A 15,944-nucleotide genomic window follows, 5' to 3' on the forward strand; every position below is an offset into this window, starting at 1 on the left:
CTTGCCAGCGCTGGAGTCTCTTGCCACGAAGATCATCGAAAAGTCTCTCACCGCGGTCTTGTCCCAGCTGGGCAAGCGATTGCGCGGCAGGCGGCTCAAGGCCACCAAGGAAGTCGTCCGGCAACTTGCGGCCTACGACTTCGCCGGCCAGCTCCGCCTGACAGCGGTGTTGCCGGAACTCTCGGCCGGTTTCTCGCTGGAGCAGGTGAAGACCTGCCTCGGTGGCCCCGTTTTCGAAGGCCTGCTGCACGAACTCGTCGCGGCTCGTCTCATGGGGATGCCGTCGGCCACCGTGAACCGTGTCCGGGAGAACATGCGGATCGCGCTGCGCCTGGAGTTCCCGCGGGCGGATCCCGAGCAGGTCATGGCCTTCGGCATCGACCTTTTCGAAGAGCTGGACAGGGTCGTTCAGGCCCTGGTCGCGAAGATCGGCGGTACCGACTCGCGGGAATTGGCCGAACTCCGTGAGAGCGCGACGGTTCTGCTCCACTCCAGCGAGGACAGCATCAAACGCCACAACTCCTATCTGAAGGGGCTGCCGGAAGCGGCGGAGGCGCTGGAGTGGGAGTCCACGTATCGACGGCAGGCCCGCGCCGCGCACGGCTACATCGAGCCGCCGGACTTCGAGCGGAAACGCAAGGTACCCATCGCGGACCTGTTCGTGTCCCCGCAGGTCGTCGCGCGTGAGGAGAGCGGCACCAGCCCGGTTCACGACGTGGAGACCTTGGCCGACGCGATCGACCGGACGGTACTGCTGGGCGACCCGGGCGGGGGAAAGTCGACCGCCTGCAACGTGATCACCTGGCTCGCCGAGGACCTGGTCCCGTTCGTGGTCGTCCTCCGGAGCTTCGTCGACGACAAGCAGTCCGTGGTCGACCACATCGAGTCCAGGCTGTCGGCGCACTACCAGTGCCCCGCTCCTTCACACGTGGTCGAAGGCTTGATGTTGTCCGGGCAGGCCTTGGTCATCTTCGACGGCCTGGACGAATTGATCGACACGTCCAAACGTCGTCTGATCACCGAACGCGTGGAACTGTTCTGCACGCGGTATCCGCTGGCGAAAGTGCTCGTCACGTCCCGGCGCGTCGGCTATGAGGAAGCGGCGCTGGACCCGAACGTGTTCGAGGTCCACGAGCTGGCCGAGTTCTCCGACAAGGATGTCAAGACCTACGTGACCAAGTGGTTCATGCAGGTCGACGGTGCGGGTGAGGACAAGGCCCGCGCACTCGCGTCGTCGTTCACCGAGGAAGTCGAGGCCGTCCCGGATCTGCGCTGCAACCCGTTGATGCTCTCGCTGATGTGCATCATCTATCGCGGTCAGAACTGGATACCCCGCAACCGGCCGGAAATGTACGAGCACTGTGCGAAACTGTTGTTCGAGAAATGGGACAGCAGCCGCAAGATCTATGTCGAGCTCGCGGCGAGCGACCATGTGGACGGGGCGATCAAACAGCTCGCCTACTGGATGTTCACCGATCCGGAAGCGGCACAGGGAGTCCGGGAAAGGGAGCTGGCTCGCGAAGCCGTGGACTACCTCGAACCCGCGTTCAGCTCGCGGCCGGAGGCCGTACGTGCCGCGAAACAGTTCATCGAGTTCTGCCGCGGGCGGGGCTGGGTGCTCACCGAAGTGGGTACCACAGCGGATGGAGAGGCCCTTTTCGCCTTCACCCATCGGACTTTCATGGAGTACTTCGCCGCCTTCGAACTGACCCGGCTGCATGACGGGCCGGAGAAGGTCGCGAAGGCGATCCTTCCGCACGTGGCGGCCGCGGAGTGGGAGATCGTCGCCGAACTGGCGGTGCAGATCTCCGAAAGGAACTCGCGGGACGGGGCCGCACGCATCCTTCGGACCCTGTTGTCCGACAAGCGGTACAGCGCGGTCGCGTCTCGGTACAACATCGCCCGGTTCGCCATGCGTTGCCTGGGTTTCGTCCACGTGCCTGTTGCGCTGGCCGAGGAGATCGGACGGTCGTTCGCCGAGTCTCTGCTCCGGTTCGGTGCGGCCGAAAAAAGGATCGACTCGTCTCACCCCACCGTTCTTCTCAAGCTCCAGCAGCCAGTCGAGACGGAGATCCTGGGCGTGCTGAGAGCCACGATGGCCGGCGGCGACAGCGGTCTACGCGGTATCGCCGCCGAGGTGATCGTACAGTTGCCGGAGGTCATGAGTGAGAGCAAGGGCGGCTATGCCGACAACTACGCACGATGGCGAAAACACCGCGACACCCTGTTCGTTGAGTTGCGCGCGGAGATCCTCAGTGTCCGGACGGAGGAAATCTGGGTCGCCGCGTGGCGGCACGGGCTGATCTCGTTGGAGCAGTTGCTCGTCGAAGGGCCGAACGAGGACCGCTATCCCTTGAGCGTGTTGTTTCGAGGGGTGACTTTCGAGTGGGTCGGTGGTGGCTGGGGGGACTGGGGCTCGTTCATCCCCAGCCGCCTCCTCCAAGCCGGCGCCGACCTGGTACCCGACTTCCCGGTGACGCGAGGAGAACTCGATTGGCTCGGCGGATTCATCGACAGCCTCGGCTCGCCTCCCTGGGTGGTGCGGCCCGGGTACTCGGGCACAATGCCCGGCGTCCGTGGCGGCGACTTCCAGGTACGGAAACTCGCCACAGACCAAGGATGGACCCTCTTCAGGCTGGTGCTCATCGGCATCGAAGCCGATAGCACGGGAGCGCCGGTGCCCCCGGATGTCGGGTCGCGCAGGTACTACGACGTCGTGGACGCTCTGGCCTTGCGTCGATGGGACGGTATAGGCCTACCTTCGTGGCTGTCCCAGGCCATCGAAGACCTGCCCCCGGAACGGCGGGACCTGGTCAACGCCTGGCTCGACCGACAGGTCCACTTCGTCGCGGAATGACTTGGGCCCGGAGAGCGACGGTGAACACTACTGCTTCTGGGAATCGGTCTGGCCTCTCAGAAGAAACGGGCGAAGGCGCTCTTCCGTCATCACCCTCCCTCTCAGGGCTACCACTAGCGAGGAGTGATCGAGCATGGTCGCCGATTCACCCGTCAGTGGTGAATGTGCCGGTTGTGTTGTTGCTTAAAATTACGAACACCTGTTCGATGGTTTTGCGGTATTGTTGTGGGGTGTCCGAGACGTTTCTCCCTGAACTGCCGCAGGAGCTGTGGCGTGCTGGCAAGCTGGAGCTTGCTCATGGCGTGCTGCAGTTCCTGCAGCTGATGCGGATCGCCTCCGCCGGGTTGGGGCGGTATCTGGCGGAGGTCGAGTCCCGGGGCGCGAAAGACCTCTACGGCTACGGTTCCACGGCGGCGTGGTTCGCTGATGTGGCCGGGTTGTCGCGGGGTGAGGCCGGTCCGATCGTGAGTCAGGCGATCGCGCTGAACCCGACCCGAGCGTTGGACGGCACCGAGGTTCCGGCGATGGCGCCCGCGACCGGTGCGGCTGCCGCCGAGGGCGCTATCGGGAGTGAACGGATCAAGCAGATCCTGGACATTCTGGCCCGGATTCCGTCGGGCACCTCGGTCGAGGATCGGGAGTGCGCGGAGAAGACCCTCGCTGATCTGGCGCGGGACGCGGGTCCTCGGCAGGTGTCGAAGCTCGGGGACAACCTGCTGGCCTGGCTCGACCCTGATGGGAACGAACCCAAAGACCCGGAACCGAAGCAGCCCTGTCGTGAAGTCACGCTGGAACGGCGCAAGGACGGGTTCTGGACACTGAACGGCCTCCTCGACGACGAACTCGGTGCCCGCACCGCCGCAGCCCTCGAGGCCTACGCGGCACCACCCCCGATCGACGAATCCGGCCAAGCGGATCTGCGCACCAAAGCCGAGCGTCAAGGTGATGCGTGGGCCGAACTCCTGGACTTGGCGGTCGCGTGTCCTGATCAGCCTGGGACCAACGGCTACCGGACTCTGATCCACGTGACCATCGGGCTCGAGGAACTCAAGACCGGGCTCGGCACCGCCTGCGTGGACTTCATCGGAAAGATGACCGCCCGCGAGGCACGGATGGCCGCGTGCGATTGCCTGATGTTGCCGGTCGTGCTCAGTGCGGCTGGTGAGCCGTTGGATGTGGGGCGGTTGAAGCGGTTCGTCACCCCCGCCCAGCGCCGAGCCCTCAACATCCGCGACCGAGGCTGCGCCTTCCCCAGCTGTCACCGCAGACCGAGGAACTGTCACGCCCACCACATTGATCACTGGGCAGACGGCGGCCCCACCGACCTCCGCAACCTCGTCCTGCTCTGCGGGTTCCACCACCGCCTGATCCACCACGGCGACTGGCAAGTCCGGATGGCAGCCGATGGGTTACCGGAGTTCATCCCACCCCAGTACCTGGACCCGCTACAACGAGCCCGGCGCAACACACTCCACCGCGCCCACGCATGATCCGAGGAGCCCGCCACCACCCCCGCCGGCGACGGGCCCCTCGGCATGCCCACACCACCCGAGAGCAGACCTGCCGGTCACGACCTCCGGCCGGCAATCGGGCGAGGAAGATGCACTCGACGTCGGCAATCCTTCCCGCTCAACCACGCCGGAAGCCAGCACGAACCTCGCAAGGTCACCCGGACAGGACCCGACCTGGCGGACAAGCAGTTAGCGGTCCGCGAACCGGAGGAGCTTGCCCACACCACCCGAGAGCAGACCTGCCGGTCACAACCTCCGGCCAACGACCGGCAAGGAAGATGCACTCAACGTCCGCAATCCTTCCCACTTAACCACGCCGGAAACCAGCAAGATCCCCGCAAGGTCACCCAGGCAAGACCCGGCCCAACGGACAAGCGGATAGCGATCCGCGAACCCGAGGAGCATGCCCACGCCACCCGAGAGCAGACCTGCCGGTCACGACCTCCGGCCGACAAACCGGCGAGGAAGATGCACTCAACGTCCGCGATCCTCCCCGCTCAACCACCCCAGAAACCAGCACGAACCCCGCAAGGTCACCCAGGCAAGACCCGACCTAACGAACAACCAAATACCGGTCCGCCAGAACCCGACTCACCACTCACAACCACCCGGATGTCGCGAAAGCCGATTCTCCCCGCCCGATTCTCCGATAGAAGCACACCCGATCCTGACCAGGACCGTCGTAGTCGCTGTGCAAGGAAAGACCGTCCACCACTCGATCCCCGGCTTCGAGGGTGAACCCCATGGCGCGGTGAAAGGCAATGGATCCGGCGTTCCCCGGCGAAGTGATCGCCCGGACCTCCGTGCGGCCCGCCTCGGCGGCGCGCTGGAAGAAGGTCGTGTACAGACGGCGAGCTGCGCCTTGCCCGCGAAGCGTCGGGTCCACTCCCACGAAATGGACGTACGCCTCGGTCTCGTTGTCGGCGGAGTAGAAGCCGACGAGGAAAGCCCTGATGCCGGATTCGTCCTCCAGGACCAGGCTCGTGCCGGAGAAGAACTGCAAGAACAGTTTGGGGAGCAGGAGGGAGAGTTCGCGGGCCTGTTCGGGAGTACGCGAGTCGCCCCACCACTGGTGCACGCATTCGACGATCGTGGCGTGGTCGGAGACGCGGGCTCGGCGCGGGTCGGGCATGAGGTTCCTCTCGGGGATGATCTTGTCGCACAGGGGATCACAGCCGGATCTTTTCCGCGACAATGGCCGGCATGGAGGCAGTTGAGGTCGTCGTCGCGCACCATGAGTGCGCGACTCTGCGTGTCGGAGATCTGTTCCTGAAGATCGACGCCGATCAGACGCGCACTGACGTCGAGGTCGAGGCGATGGCCCTGGCGCCGATCCCGACGCCGGAGGTCCTGTGGCGGAAACCGCCCGTGCTCGCGCTGGCCGTCCTTCCGGGCAGAGCGCTCGGCCGCCTTGGCGAGCCGTCCACCGCGTCGTCGGCTGCGTGGGCCGCGGCGGGGGCCGCGGTACGGAAGGTGCACGACGCGCCGTTGCCTCCGTGGCCGGGCCGGAGCCCTGATGATTTCGCGGCGCGGCTCGATGCCGAATGCGAGTGGCTCATCACCACCGGTGTCCTCCCCGCCGACCTGGTCACGCGCAACCGCCGGATCGCCGAGGCCGCGCTCCGGCCGTGGAAACCAGTGTTCATCCACGGTGATCTGCAGATCGCCCACGTCTTCGCCGACGGAGACGAGATCACCGGCGTGCTCGATTGGACCGAGGCCGCTCGAGGTGATGCCTTGTTCGACCTCGCCACCTTGACGCTCGGGCACGAAGAACACCTCGGCGACGTCATCGCGGGCTACGGTACCGACGTCGACCTCGACGTGATCCGCGCGTGGTGGTCGATACGCAGTCTGCTGGGGATCCGCTGGCTGGTCGAGCACGGCTTCGACCCGGCCTCACCGGGGTGCGAAATCGACGTCCTGAAGTCCGGAATGTGAAGCCGGAGAACGACGCCTGGATATATCAATCCATATTGATGTATCGTCCGGCTGGTGGAGATCGCCGGACCGTCGGAGCCGCCGCCGTTCGTGCGGCTGGCGAGTGATCCGCTGCGCTGGCGCTTGCTGCGCGAGCTGGCACACGGCGACCGCCGGGTGCGGGAGTTGGTGGAGATCGTCGGGCAGCCGCAGAACCTGGTGTCCTACCACTTGCGCAAGTTGCGGGCCGCGGAGCTGGTCACAGCCCGGCGGAGCAGCTTCGACGGCCGAGACACCTACTACCACCTCGATTTGAAGCAGTGCGCGGACTCCCTGGCCGAGGCGGGAAGCGCACTGCACCCTGGCCTCGTGCCGAACCGGGTGGACGCGACGCGGACAGCGTCCCGGCCCAAGGTGCTGTTCTTGTGTACCGGCAACAGCGGCCGGTCGCCGATGGCCGAGGCGTTGCTACGGCATCGAGCCGGTGGGTCGGTGGACGTGTCCAGCGCGGGAAGCCGGCCGAAACCGTTGCATCCCGATGCCGTGCGGGCCCTCGCCGAGCGCGGCATCTCGCTGGAGCACGAACCGGTCCATGTGGACAGCCTTCGGCGCAGGCGTTTTCACTGGGTGATCAGCCTGTGCGACCGTGTCCGCGAGGTCCGCCCGGAATTCCCCGGGCATCCGCGCGTCGTCCACTGGAGCCTGCCGGACCCGGCCGGGGAAGCCAGTGAAGCGGGGGAGACCTGTCCGGCGTTCCGTCGTCTCGCCGTCGAGCTGGACAGCCGGATCGGGTTCCTGACCTCCCGAATCGATGAGGTGAGAAAGGCATGACTTCGGAATCGGTGGAGTTCCACACCGGGCTGGGCGTCCGGTTCCGCGGCGATGTCGCCACCGGGCCCGCCGCCCGATGACATCACAGCCCGATCCCACGACGCAGGGAAAGTCCACAAAGGACGGAACCGTCGCGCCGAGCCTCGGGAAAGTGCTGAAGGAATGGGGCCGGATCGGGTGTATCGGCTTCGGCGGCCCGCCGACCCATATCGCGCTGCTCCGCAAGTTGTGTGTGCAGCGTCAGAAGTGGTTGTCGGATCAGGAGTTCGAAGACGCGATCGCCGCCTGCAACCTGCTTCCCGGCCCGGCGTCGACCCAGCTGGCGATCTTCACCGCGTGGCGGGTGCGCGGCCGCGCGGGGGCGCTGGTCGGAGGCCTGGCGTTCATCGTGCCCGGCCTGGTCGTGATCCTGGCGCTGGCGGCGCTGTTCCTCACCGGGTCTCCGCCTGCCTGGGTCCGTGGAGCCGGGGCGGGTGCGGGTGCCGCGGTCGCGGCCGTCGCGGTGCACGCGGGTGTCGGCCTGATCCCGGCAGGCTGGCGCCGTGCGGCGGGCACCGGCCGGATTCGCTGGATCCTCTACGTCGTCGCGGGTATCGCGTCGGCGGCCACGCTCGGTCCTTGGCTGGTGCTGGTCCTGCTCGGCTGCGGCGTGATCGAGCTGACCGTGCACCGAGCACGCCGCGGCGAAGCGGGGACGGCATTGCTCGCCGTTCCGGCGCAGTCATGGGCCGCCGCCGTGGCGGGGGCCGGTGTCTTCGCCTCGGTGGCGTGGGTGGCGCTCAAGGTCGGGATGCTGTCCTACGGCGGCGGCTTCGTGATCATCCCGCTCATGCAGGACGACGCGGTGAACACCTACCACTGGATGAGCGCCGGGCAGTTCCTCAACGCGGTCGCGCTCGGCCAGATCACCCCGGGGCCGGTGGTGCAGACCGTCGCCGTCGTCGGGTACGCCGCGGCCGGGCTCGCGGGCGGCATCCTCGCCTCACTGGTCGCCTTCACCCCGTCGTTCCTGTTCATCTTGTTCGGCGCCAAGCATTTCGACCGGCTGCGCGGGAACCCGAACGTGCGCGCGTTCCTCGACGGCGCCGCTCCGGCCGCCGTCGGCGCGATCCTCGGCTCGGCGATCCCGCTCGCGCTCAGCCTGACTCAGGCGTGGCAGTACGCCGTGCTCGCCGGCGCCGCGATCTTGTTGATCGTGCTGCGGCGTGGCGTGGTGACCACGATCCTCGCCGCGGCGGGCGCCGGCGTCGTGCTCGCGCTCGCAGGGGTGCTCCTGCCGAGCTGACCGCTCAGTGAGAGTCCAACCCCCGTGTCGTGACGACGCGAGCGCTGCCGTCGGCCAGGCGGTAGGACAGTCCGGCGACGGCGGCTTCTCCGGCGTCGATCTTGTCGGCGAGCAGCCGGGAGCGGTCGACCAGGAGGTCGACGGTGTGGCGGATGTGCTCGTCGATGATGTCGTCGTCGCTGGTGAGCCCGGCGGCGCGGGCGGCGAGGACGCTCGGGGTGACCCGTTCGATGACGTCGCGGACGAAGCTGTTGGTGCCGAGCCCGTCGGTCAGCGCCGCGCGGGTCGCGGCGACGGCGCCACAAGAGTCATGGCCCAGCACGACGACCAGGGGAGAGCCGAGCACGCTGACGCCGTACTCGATACTGCCCAGCACCTCGGCTCCGGCGACGTGGCCCGCGGTGCGGACGACGAACAGGTCACCCAGGCCGCGGTCGAAGATGATCTCGGCGGCCAGTCGCGAGTCCGAACAGCCGAAGAGGACGGCGAAGGGGCGCTGTCCTGGTGCTGTCTCTGCCCGGCGGGTGGCGTCCTGGTTCGGGTGCTCCGGTGTGCCGGCGACGAACCGCCGGTTGCCGGTGAGCAGAAGGTCGAAGGCCTCGGAGGGGGTCGGCGGCGCGTCGCTCATGATCCGGACATTACCGGCTGCGGTCAAGATCAGCATGGCTCGGGCGGACACTGTGGCGAGCGCATCACCGCCCTGGGCACGGGTCGGCGGCGGGACAGGCTAGTTTGCTCGGGTGAGTCTCCTCGATGATGTGGCCGAGCGCGATGGCTGGCGATGCTGGGTGTGCGACGAGCCCGTCGATCCCGACATGTCGGTGAACGATCCGCGGGGGCCGAGTGTCGACAGCCGGACCGCCGACCGGAAGGCGAAGATCGCCGAGCGGCTCGCGCATCGCGGGTGCAACACCCGCAAGGGCGCGGTCAAGGTGGTCATCTCCTGGCCGGACAGCCTGCACGTGGTCGAACCCGCGCCGCTGATCACCGTCGCCGGGCGGCTGGAGCGCAAGGGCGGTCGCGAGATGGTGGCCCGGTGCCCGACCGAACAGGACGCCCAGGAAGCGGCGGACTGGCTGGTGGACCGGTTCTCACGGCTGGTCCCGGGGCTGCCGGTGACAGCCGCCGTCGAGCCGGGCGGCGGCCAGTTCCTCGTCATCCTGGCCGCCGGCCGCCGCTGACGGGTCGCGTCACGACCCGCCCTCCGGGATCGGGGCACTCAACGCGGACAGGCGTTTCAACAGGGCAGGGCGATGAGCCAGCAATTCATCCCGGTTTCGCGAACGAAGGTCGGCGATGTGTTCGCGAACCTCGTACGGGAATTCAGCCGCCGAAGCGCCCTTCTCGGTGAGCGCGCACCAGAACTCGGCCGCCAGCTCGGTTCTGAGGCGATGCCCGCGCAGCATCTCGTCGAGCATGGGCAGGAAGGTGTGGACATCGGAGATCCTGGCGAACAGGCGCAGGATCAACTTGAGGTTGTGGTCCCGGTAGGTGGGCCCGGCATGCTCGAGCAGCGCCTCGAGGTGCTGCAGGACGAACGAAACCGGTACCACGTCGTCGTTCACCAGCAGGTACGAGATCTGTGACGCGAACTGCTGTCCCCACTCCTCATGCCTCAGGAGGGCGTGTTTGCCGAACTGGACCAGGCGTTCGAAGACCGCGATCCGTTCTCGCGCCGGTGTCATGGACGAATGAAACGAGCCGGCCCGCACGAGATCGCCGGCAACGGATCTCACTTGTCCGGAAAGGGAAACGTAGGCGGATATCACCTGGCTGGGCAGTCCCTCCGGGCCGCCGAGCGCGTTGACGGCGAGGTCGAGGTTCGGGTCGCAGATGAGCTCGGCCGACGGCAAGATGTCAGTCGGTACTCGCAGATCCACGGTGAAAGCGCCGGCGGGCATGGGCAGCCAGGGAAGTTCAGGCGAAAGGGACGTTTCCGTCCGGTCTTCCCGCGAAACCAGGAGCACGGTGGGTATTTCGCCGTCCAGAAGGCGAACCGCTCGGTAGAGCCGAACCAGGCTGTCCCATTCTCCCGGACGTAACTGGGACCGCCAGAGGTACATGGTGCGCGTCCATTCGTCGACGTGGTCCCGCGACTCGGGGTACAACTCTTTCGAGGTCACTTCCGTGCCGATCGCCATCAGCAGAATGAGAAGATTGGCGCCGTAGGTGGCCAACCGGGCGGTGGCCGTCCTGGTGGCGGGCAGATAACCGCTGTAGAGGGTGTTGACCTCCGGCCGGTGCAGACCGTGGAACGCGGTGAGCAAGGCCGCTCGCATGGCCGTACGCCAGTTTTCCGACATCCTCGCGACGAGTTCTTCCAGGTAGTCGATCGTGGTCGACCGGGTCGAAAGCAGTGACCAGGAAAGGAAAGCCCGGAGTTCGACGTCGCCGGAAAGGTGCCCGGTGGTGAAATGCCGGGCGTTCTCCTGGCGTAGTCGCTCCACCATGTCCATGAGACTGCGCCAAACCAGCCGCACGACGAGGTACTCGCCGAAGGTCGCGTGCATGAACTCGTAGGTGCCCATCTCCTTGTCGTCCAAGGAGGTCCGTGCGCGATGGACGAAATAGAAGCGGCCGAGCGCGTTTTTGGCCTCACTGGCCAGCAGTCGATGTTCGTCGGTGACGACCTGCCCGGCGGGTGCGACGATCCGCAGCGCGGACAGGTCTTCGGCGAGCTGTGCGTCGGTGATCCACTGCGCGCCCCGGTTGAACATCCCCAGCGCGACGATCGACAGCACCATCAGTTCTTGCCGGACAGGAGGGTCGTCGAAGGAGACGTGACGATCGGTTTTGGCGACCTGACGCCGGGCGAACTGACCTAGCAGACGTTCGTAGAGTTCCGTCTGGCTCAGCTGGTGTCGTGATTGCTGCAACGCGCCGCTCTCGGCGTCGTACACCGCCAGCATGAGCAGCAGCAAGGGTTGTGAGGCGAGGTTGAGATAGGGCTCGACGACGTCGATGCCGAGTGGGCCGCGGCCCCCGTTCGCCAGGTGTTCCCCGTTGACCTCGTTCCAGGTCTTGAGCCATTGCCCCACCTGTTCCAGATCGAACGGCTCCAGCCGGACCGTGAGCACGCTCGCGGGAAGTCGCATGCGGTCCGCGACCGTCACCCGGCTGGTGATGATCACCGCCACGTGCCGCCCTTGGGTTTCTTCGATCTCCTGGAAGTGCTTGACCCGCAGCAGATAGTCCGACCTGCTCACCCCGGTCGCCTGGAGCAGTTCGTCGAACCCGTCCAGGAACAGCACCAGGATCGAGTTCCTCGCGGCTCTGGCGAAATCCGGCCAGGTCGTCGCTTCGTGGGTGGACAGGCGAATGGCGCGTTCGATCTGTTCGTGGATCGAGACGTCCGCCGGCACGTCGCGCAGCGCGACCCGGACCGACACGAAATCCGGTGACGGCAGCCTGGCGGCCTGCACCTCGGTCAGCAAAGACTTCCCGGCGCCGGGATGCCCCAGGACGACCAGGGGTTTGGTCCAAGCCCAGGGAGTGGAGAGGTAGCCCAGCAGGAACTTCTCGAAGTCCTCGCATACTCGCTGCCGCGCCCAGAAATCCTCGTCGTTCAGGGGAGTCCCGGGATCCGTGTCGGCCAGCCTGAAGTTCGGGTTGACGTACGCGCGATCGATCTCCGGCGCGTCGAGACCTGGGGGTAGCTCCTCCGAAGCGATGAGTTTCCGCTGGAGGACGGCCCGGTTGAACCGCACGATCGCCTGGAGCGCGGGGGTGACCCGCTCGACCGGCTCCGCCCTGGTGAGCAGGTCTTGGACCGCCCGGTGCACGTCCTCCAGCCGGTCTCTGCTCGAACGATGGCCGGAGATGTTCAACCAGATGGCGAACTCGGGGGATTCCACCGCCAGGCGCTGCGTCGCCGCGTCGAAATTCGAGATCGCCGCGGGGATCGCCAGTTGCAGGACGCCGCTCGTCTGGGACTTCCTGGTGTCGTCCAAGGAATCCCAGACGGCCAGCCCCTGCAGGAAGGTGTCGACGCGAAGGCTCAGCGCGCGATAGAACCGCTCCAGTTCGGACCGGAGGCCGAGACTGTCCGAAGTCATTCCCAACAAGGGGATTTCGGTCCGCACGATGGCCGCCGCGGCCTCGGCGAGCGAGTTCGCGGGGTCTCCCGCTGTCGCCAACCGCACCGAATCCCCACGCGAGACCTTCAGGCTGCCGAAATCGAACGGAAGCTTCTCCCGCTCCAGCGCGTCGAAATAGGCCGCGACCATGAGAACACCACGAGCGGCGTGGAGTCGCTGGATCCGGTCGAACTGACTCATTTTCCGGCGCTTGTCTATGCCGCGCTTGACCAGCTCGTCGGTCAGTCTCACGAATTCGATCTTCGCGTCGAAGATCGAGAGCAACTCCGGCAAGAACGGTGTCGCGGCCAGCAGCAAGCCGCCGAACAGCTTGTCGAGCTTCTGGACCAGCGGGCTGTTTTCGACGCCCAGAATCTCGACCGCGTCCCGGTACGTCAGTTTCGTCGGCACCCCATGTCCTCCCTCGGCAGGCGGCTGATTCTGTCAGAGGATGCAGGGGGATTCGGAGGATGGTGCCGAGTCTCGGGTGGCTGCGAGCGGTCGACTCCGAAATCGTGACTTTCACCTTCGCGCGACGGTGAAAACGCGGTTCGGGGCCGCACGGAGTACGCGAATCGTGTCGGTGGTTTATTTCCGAGGTGATCGGCGGAGGGATCGGACCCTGTTGCCGGACAAGCGTTCTCCTGGATGACCGTCCGGTGGTGCTCGCCGAGAGGATATGGCGGCTAAACAGTTTTATATCACAGTTAAGAGTTCGGTTAATCGAACATGAAGATCGAACTTAATTCTCCGGTTTCGACGTCTGGTGCTTTTCGTCGTTGTTCGGATCGTCGTCGTCGTGTACCGTAGGAGGCCGATACCTGGGGTGACTGTTCGGCATAAGTACTTCTGCTTTTCTGCGTTATCAACGATTCGTGGGGGATCGATGTCAAGTTCGCATGCTGTCTCGTCGTATACGCTGAAGCCCGCTGATTATCGGTGTGCCCCAGTGACCGCCGCGGTAGCGCGAACCTAGGTCTTGCGTCGTGCGTGTGCTCATCGTGGAGGGTGACACCGATGCGGCCAAAGTACTCGCCGGCAGGCTGGAGCGGCACGGTTACGCCTCGGACGTGGTGAAGACCGGGAACGCGGCCTTGCGGCAGTATTACCGTGCCGACCTGGTGCTCATGGATCTCGAATTGCCCGATCTGGACGGACTGGAGGTCTGCCGCGAGATCCGCTCCTTCAGCGAGTTGCCCATCATCGTCGTCACCGCCAGAAGCAGTGAATTGGACCGGGTGCTCGGCTTGCAGGCCGGATCGGACGACTACCTGGTCAAACCGTACGGTTTCCGCGAGCTCATGGCCCGTATCGATGCCGTGATGCGCCGGGTGCGCGGCGGCCTTCCGGAGCCGAAGACCCTTCTCTGCGGGGCGTTGAAAATCGACACCCGCACCCGCCGGGTATGGGTGGGCGACCGTGAGGTCGGCTTGACGCGAAAGGAGTTCGATTTCCTGCACCTGCTCGCTTCCCGCCCCGAAACGGTCTTCTCCCGACGGTTGATCATGTCGAAGGTGTGGGAGTGTGACGACTCGACGGGCAGTCGCACGATCGATACGCACGTCAGCGGTCTCCGCAACAAACTCGGCGGGAGCTCATGGATCGTCACCGTACGCGGTGTCGGATTCCGGCTCGGCAACGGCTGATCCCGGCCCGATGAATTGTCTCTTCGCGAAAAGTCCCTTGCAGAGAAATAACCGAACTTTGCGAAGACTTGCAGTTCGGACGCTTGACCGTTCTTGATCATCGGCGCAAAACTTGTGGCCGGTTGCCCATGACCGATCCTAGGGGGTCTGATTGCTCGTGGACCGACACGTCCTGTTGTTGCACGGCTTCGGGGGTTCTGGTCCTTCGCATTGGCAGCGCTGGTTGCGGGAGGAGCTGGCTCAGCGCGGCGTCGGATGGGACTTTCCCGAACTCCCCGAGCCCGATCGCCCCGTTCTCGCGCACTGGCTGGCCGTCCTGCGAGACCGGCTTTCCGCGGTGCCGGACGGTGAAGTGGTGGTCGTGGCCCATTCCTGTGCGTGCACGCTGTGGTTGCACCATACACGGGAATGGACCGAAGACCTCCACCGCGTCGACAGGGTGCTGCTCGTGGCGCCGCCGGGGCCGCGCTGGTCCCATCCCGATCTCACCGGATTCGATCCACCCCGGCCCGATCCGCCGTCGATCGCGCGGGCGGCGGGGAAGACCCGGCTCGTCGGCGGCGATGACGACCCGGCCTGCACCCCGGAGGAACTGGCGGAGCTGGCGGGCGCGATCGGCGTGGCCTACGACCTGATCCCCGGGGGAGTGCACCTGAACACCGCGTCGGGTTATGGCCCGTGGAACTCGGTCTTGGATTGGGTGCTCGACGAGAAGACCGCTCTGGTGGCGGCACGGTGAAGCCGACGACGTTCAACGACGAACTCGACGAATTCTTCGCCGACCCCATGGTGGGAGCGCTCATCGCCACGCTGCGGGACGATCCGGCGGCCGATCCCCGGCCGTTGTACCGACGGCTGGGGCGAGCGGGACTGCTCGCGCCCTCCTGGCCGTCGCGTTACGGCGGTCGCGAATCGGGGCAGGTCGCCGCCTGCAGGCTCCTCGAAGCGATCGGGATGGCCGGTTGCCCGGACACCTTGTACGTCACGACGATGCAGGTCGTCGGCACGGTGCTGGTCGAGCACGCGGACGAGGCGCTGAAAGACCGGCTGTTGCCGGAATTGGCGGCGGGCAACCGTTTCGCGAGCGTGCTGTTCTCCGAGTTCGACGCGGGTTCCGATCTGGTGGGCATGGCCGTGGAGGGAGTGGCGGAACCCGGCGGCGGCTGGCGGGTGTCCGGCCGCAAGACGTGGAGTGTGCACACCCCCTTCGCCGACGACGCGCTCTGCGCTTTCCGGGTGGCCACCGGAAACGAGCACGTCTACGACGGTTTCGCGCTCGGGCTGCTGCCGCTGGACGCGGAAGGGGTGCGGATCAACGCCCTGCCCACCCTCGGCGCGGAAGCCTTCCACGAGGTCGAGCTGACCGATGTCCTGATACCACCCGAGAATCTCGTGGGGGAGCCCGGCGCGGCTTGGCCGATCATCAGCGGATCCATTTCGTCCGAACGAACCGGCTTCGACTACCTCAGCCGCGCGTACCGATGGCTGACGCTGGCCGACGAATCCGGTCTCGACGCCAGGGAAACGGCACCGTTGTGGGACCGGTATCACGCCGCGCGGTTCCACGCCTACGAAGTCGCGGAGCGGACGGACGTCTTCGGCCGCGAAGACGCCGACGCCGCGTTGGTGAAGCTCGTGTGCAGCGAATTGGCGCAGCGCTGCGCGTACCTCGTCGCGGACAGGCTCCAGTCGCCCCGCGACGCGCTGGACGTCTCGATCCGCGAGGCGCCGGGGCTCACGATGTCCGCCGGGGCGAGCGAGGTCCTCATCGATCTGGTGGCGACCGCGTTGCCCGCGACCGCGTTGGACGGGTGAACG

12 protein-coding genes are annotated in these 15,944 nt (G+C 66.2%); 9 read left to right on the forward strand and 3 right to left on the reverse strand.

What is annotated here, in order from left to right; translation table 11 throughout:
• The first annotated feature begins 1 nt into the window (after position 1).
• Both HDA45_RS37750 and HDA45_RS37755 read left to right on the forward strand, forming a co-directional pair.
• Positions 2-2,857, forward strand: coding sequence for an NACHT domain-containing protein (locus HDA45_RS37750; protein ID WP_184903624.1), 2,856 nt, complete (start codon positions 2-4; stop codon positions 2,855-2,857).
• Between the two features lie 230 nt (positions 2,858-3,087).
• On the forward strand, positions 3,088-4,347 hold the full coding sequence (locus HDA45_RS37755) for an HNH endonuclease signature motif containing protein (protein WP_343072238.1): 1,260 nt from the start codon (positions 3,088-3,090) through the stop codon (positions 4,345-4,347).
• 619 nt (positions 4,348-4,966) lie between these two features.
• Here HDA45_RS37755 and HDA45_RS37760 read toward each other — a convergent pair.
• Complete coding sequence (locus HDA45_RS37760) at positions 4,967-5,500, reverse strand: GNAT family N-acetyltransferase (RefSeq protein ID WP_184903628.1); 534 nt, start codon at positions 5,498-5,500, stop codon at positions 4,967-4,969.
• Between the two features lie 71 nt (positions 5,501-5,571).
• On the opposite strand from HDA45_RS37760, the gene HDA45_RS37765 reads away from it, so the two are divergent.
• From HDA45_RS37765 to chrA, 3 genes are all read left to right on the forward strand, one after another.
• A complete protein-coding gene (locus tag HDA45_RS37765; protein ID WP_184903630.1) occupies positions 5,572-6,309 on the forward strand; it encodes an aminoglycoside phosphotransferase family protein in 738 nt (245 codons plus the stop codon).
• A gap of 54 nt (positions 6,310-6,363) precedes the next feature.
• Entirely contained in the window at positions 6,364-7,119 is a 756-nt protein-coding gene (locus HDA45_RS37770) for a metalloregulator ArsR/SmtB family transcription factor (protein ID WP_184903632.1), read from the forward strand.
• A 151-nt stretch (positions 7,120-7,270) separates the two neighbouring features.
• Positions 7,271-8,404: a chromate efflux transporter gene (gene chrA / locus HDA45_RS37775; RefSeq protein ID WP_343072239.1), complete on the forward strand. Its 1,134-nt coding sequence runs from the start codon at positions 7,271-7,273 to the stop codon at positions 8,402-8,404.
• Between the two features lie 4 nt (positions 8,405-8,408).
• Here chrA and HDA45_RS37780 read toward each other — a convergent pair whose 3' ends face one another.
• On the reverse strand, positions 8,409-9,032 hold the full coding sequence (locus HDA45_RS37780; protein ID WP_184903635.1) for a carbonic anhydrase: 624 nt from the start codon (positions 9,030-9,032) through the stop codon (positions 8,409-8,411).
• 112 nt (positions 9,033-9,144) lie between these two features.
• Between HDA45_RS37780 and HDA45_RS37785 the strand changes: the two genes are divergently transcribed.
• Positions 9,145-9,585 carry a hypothetical protein gene (locus HDA45_RS37785; protein WP_184903637.1) on the forward strand — a complete coding sequence of 147 codons (441 nt, stop codon included), beginning with the start codon at positions 9,145-9,147 and terminating at the stop codon, positions 9,583-9,585.
• A 9-nt stretch (positions 9,586-9,594) separates the two neighbouring features.
• Here the strand turns inward: HDA45_RS37785 and HDA45_RS37790 are convergent, their stop codons facing one another.
• Complete coding sequence (locus tag HDA45_RS37790) at positions 9,595-12,891, reverse strand: NACHT domain-containing protein (protein WP_184903639.1); 3,297 nt, start codon at positions 12,889-12,891, stop codon at positions 9,595-9,597.
• A gap of 575 nt (positions 12,892-13,466) precedes the next feature.
• On the opposite strand from HDA45_RS37790, the gene HDA45_RS43105 reads away from it, so the two are divergent.
• From HDA45_RS43105 to HDA45_RS37805, 3 genes are all read left to right on the forward strand, one after another.
• Positions 13,467-14,126, forward strand: coding sequence for a response regulator transcription factor (locus tag HDA45_RS43105; RefSeq protein WP_343072240.1), 660 nt, complete (start codon positions 13,467-13,469; stop codon positions 14,124-14,126).
• 157 nt (positions 14,127-14,283) lie between these two features.
• Entirely contained in the window at positions 14,284-14,865 is a 582-nt protein-coding gene (locus HDA45_RS37800) for an RBBP9/YdeN family alpha/beta hydrolase (RefSeq protein WP_343072241.1), read from the forward strand.
• Entirely contained in the window at positions 14,862-15,941 is a 1,080-nt protein-coding gene (locus tag HDA45_RS37805) for an acyl-CoA dehydrogenase family protein (protein WP_184903643.1), read from the forward strand. Before HDA45_RS37800 ends, HDA45_RS37805 begins: the two co-directional genes overlap by 4 nt.
• Positions 15,942-15,944: the final 3 nt, after the last annotated feature.

It is taken from the genome of Amycolatopsis umgeniensis, assembly GCF_014205155.1.
GTDB classification, from domain to species: Bacteria; Actinomycetota; Actinomycetes; order Mycobacteriales; family Pseudonocardiaceae; genus Amycolatopsis; species Amycolatopsis umgeniensis.

Bases quoted from the DNA above. Each gene is read 5' to 3' on its own strand.
- HDA45_RS37760 (WP_184903628.1), bottom strand. From the start codon at position 5,500: ATGCCCGACCCGCGCCGAGCCCGCGTCTCCGACCACGCCACGATCGTC.
- HDA45_RS37765 (WP_184903630.1), top strand. From the start codon at position 5,572: ATGGAGGCAGTTGAGGTCGTCGTCGCGCACCATGAGTGCGCGACTCTG.
- HDA45_RS37780 (WP_184903635.1), bottom strand. From the start codon at position 9,032: ATGAGCGACGCGCCGCCGACCCCCTCCGAGGCCTTCGACCTTCTGCTC.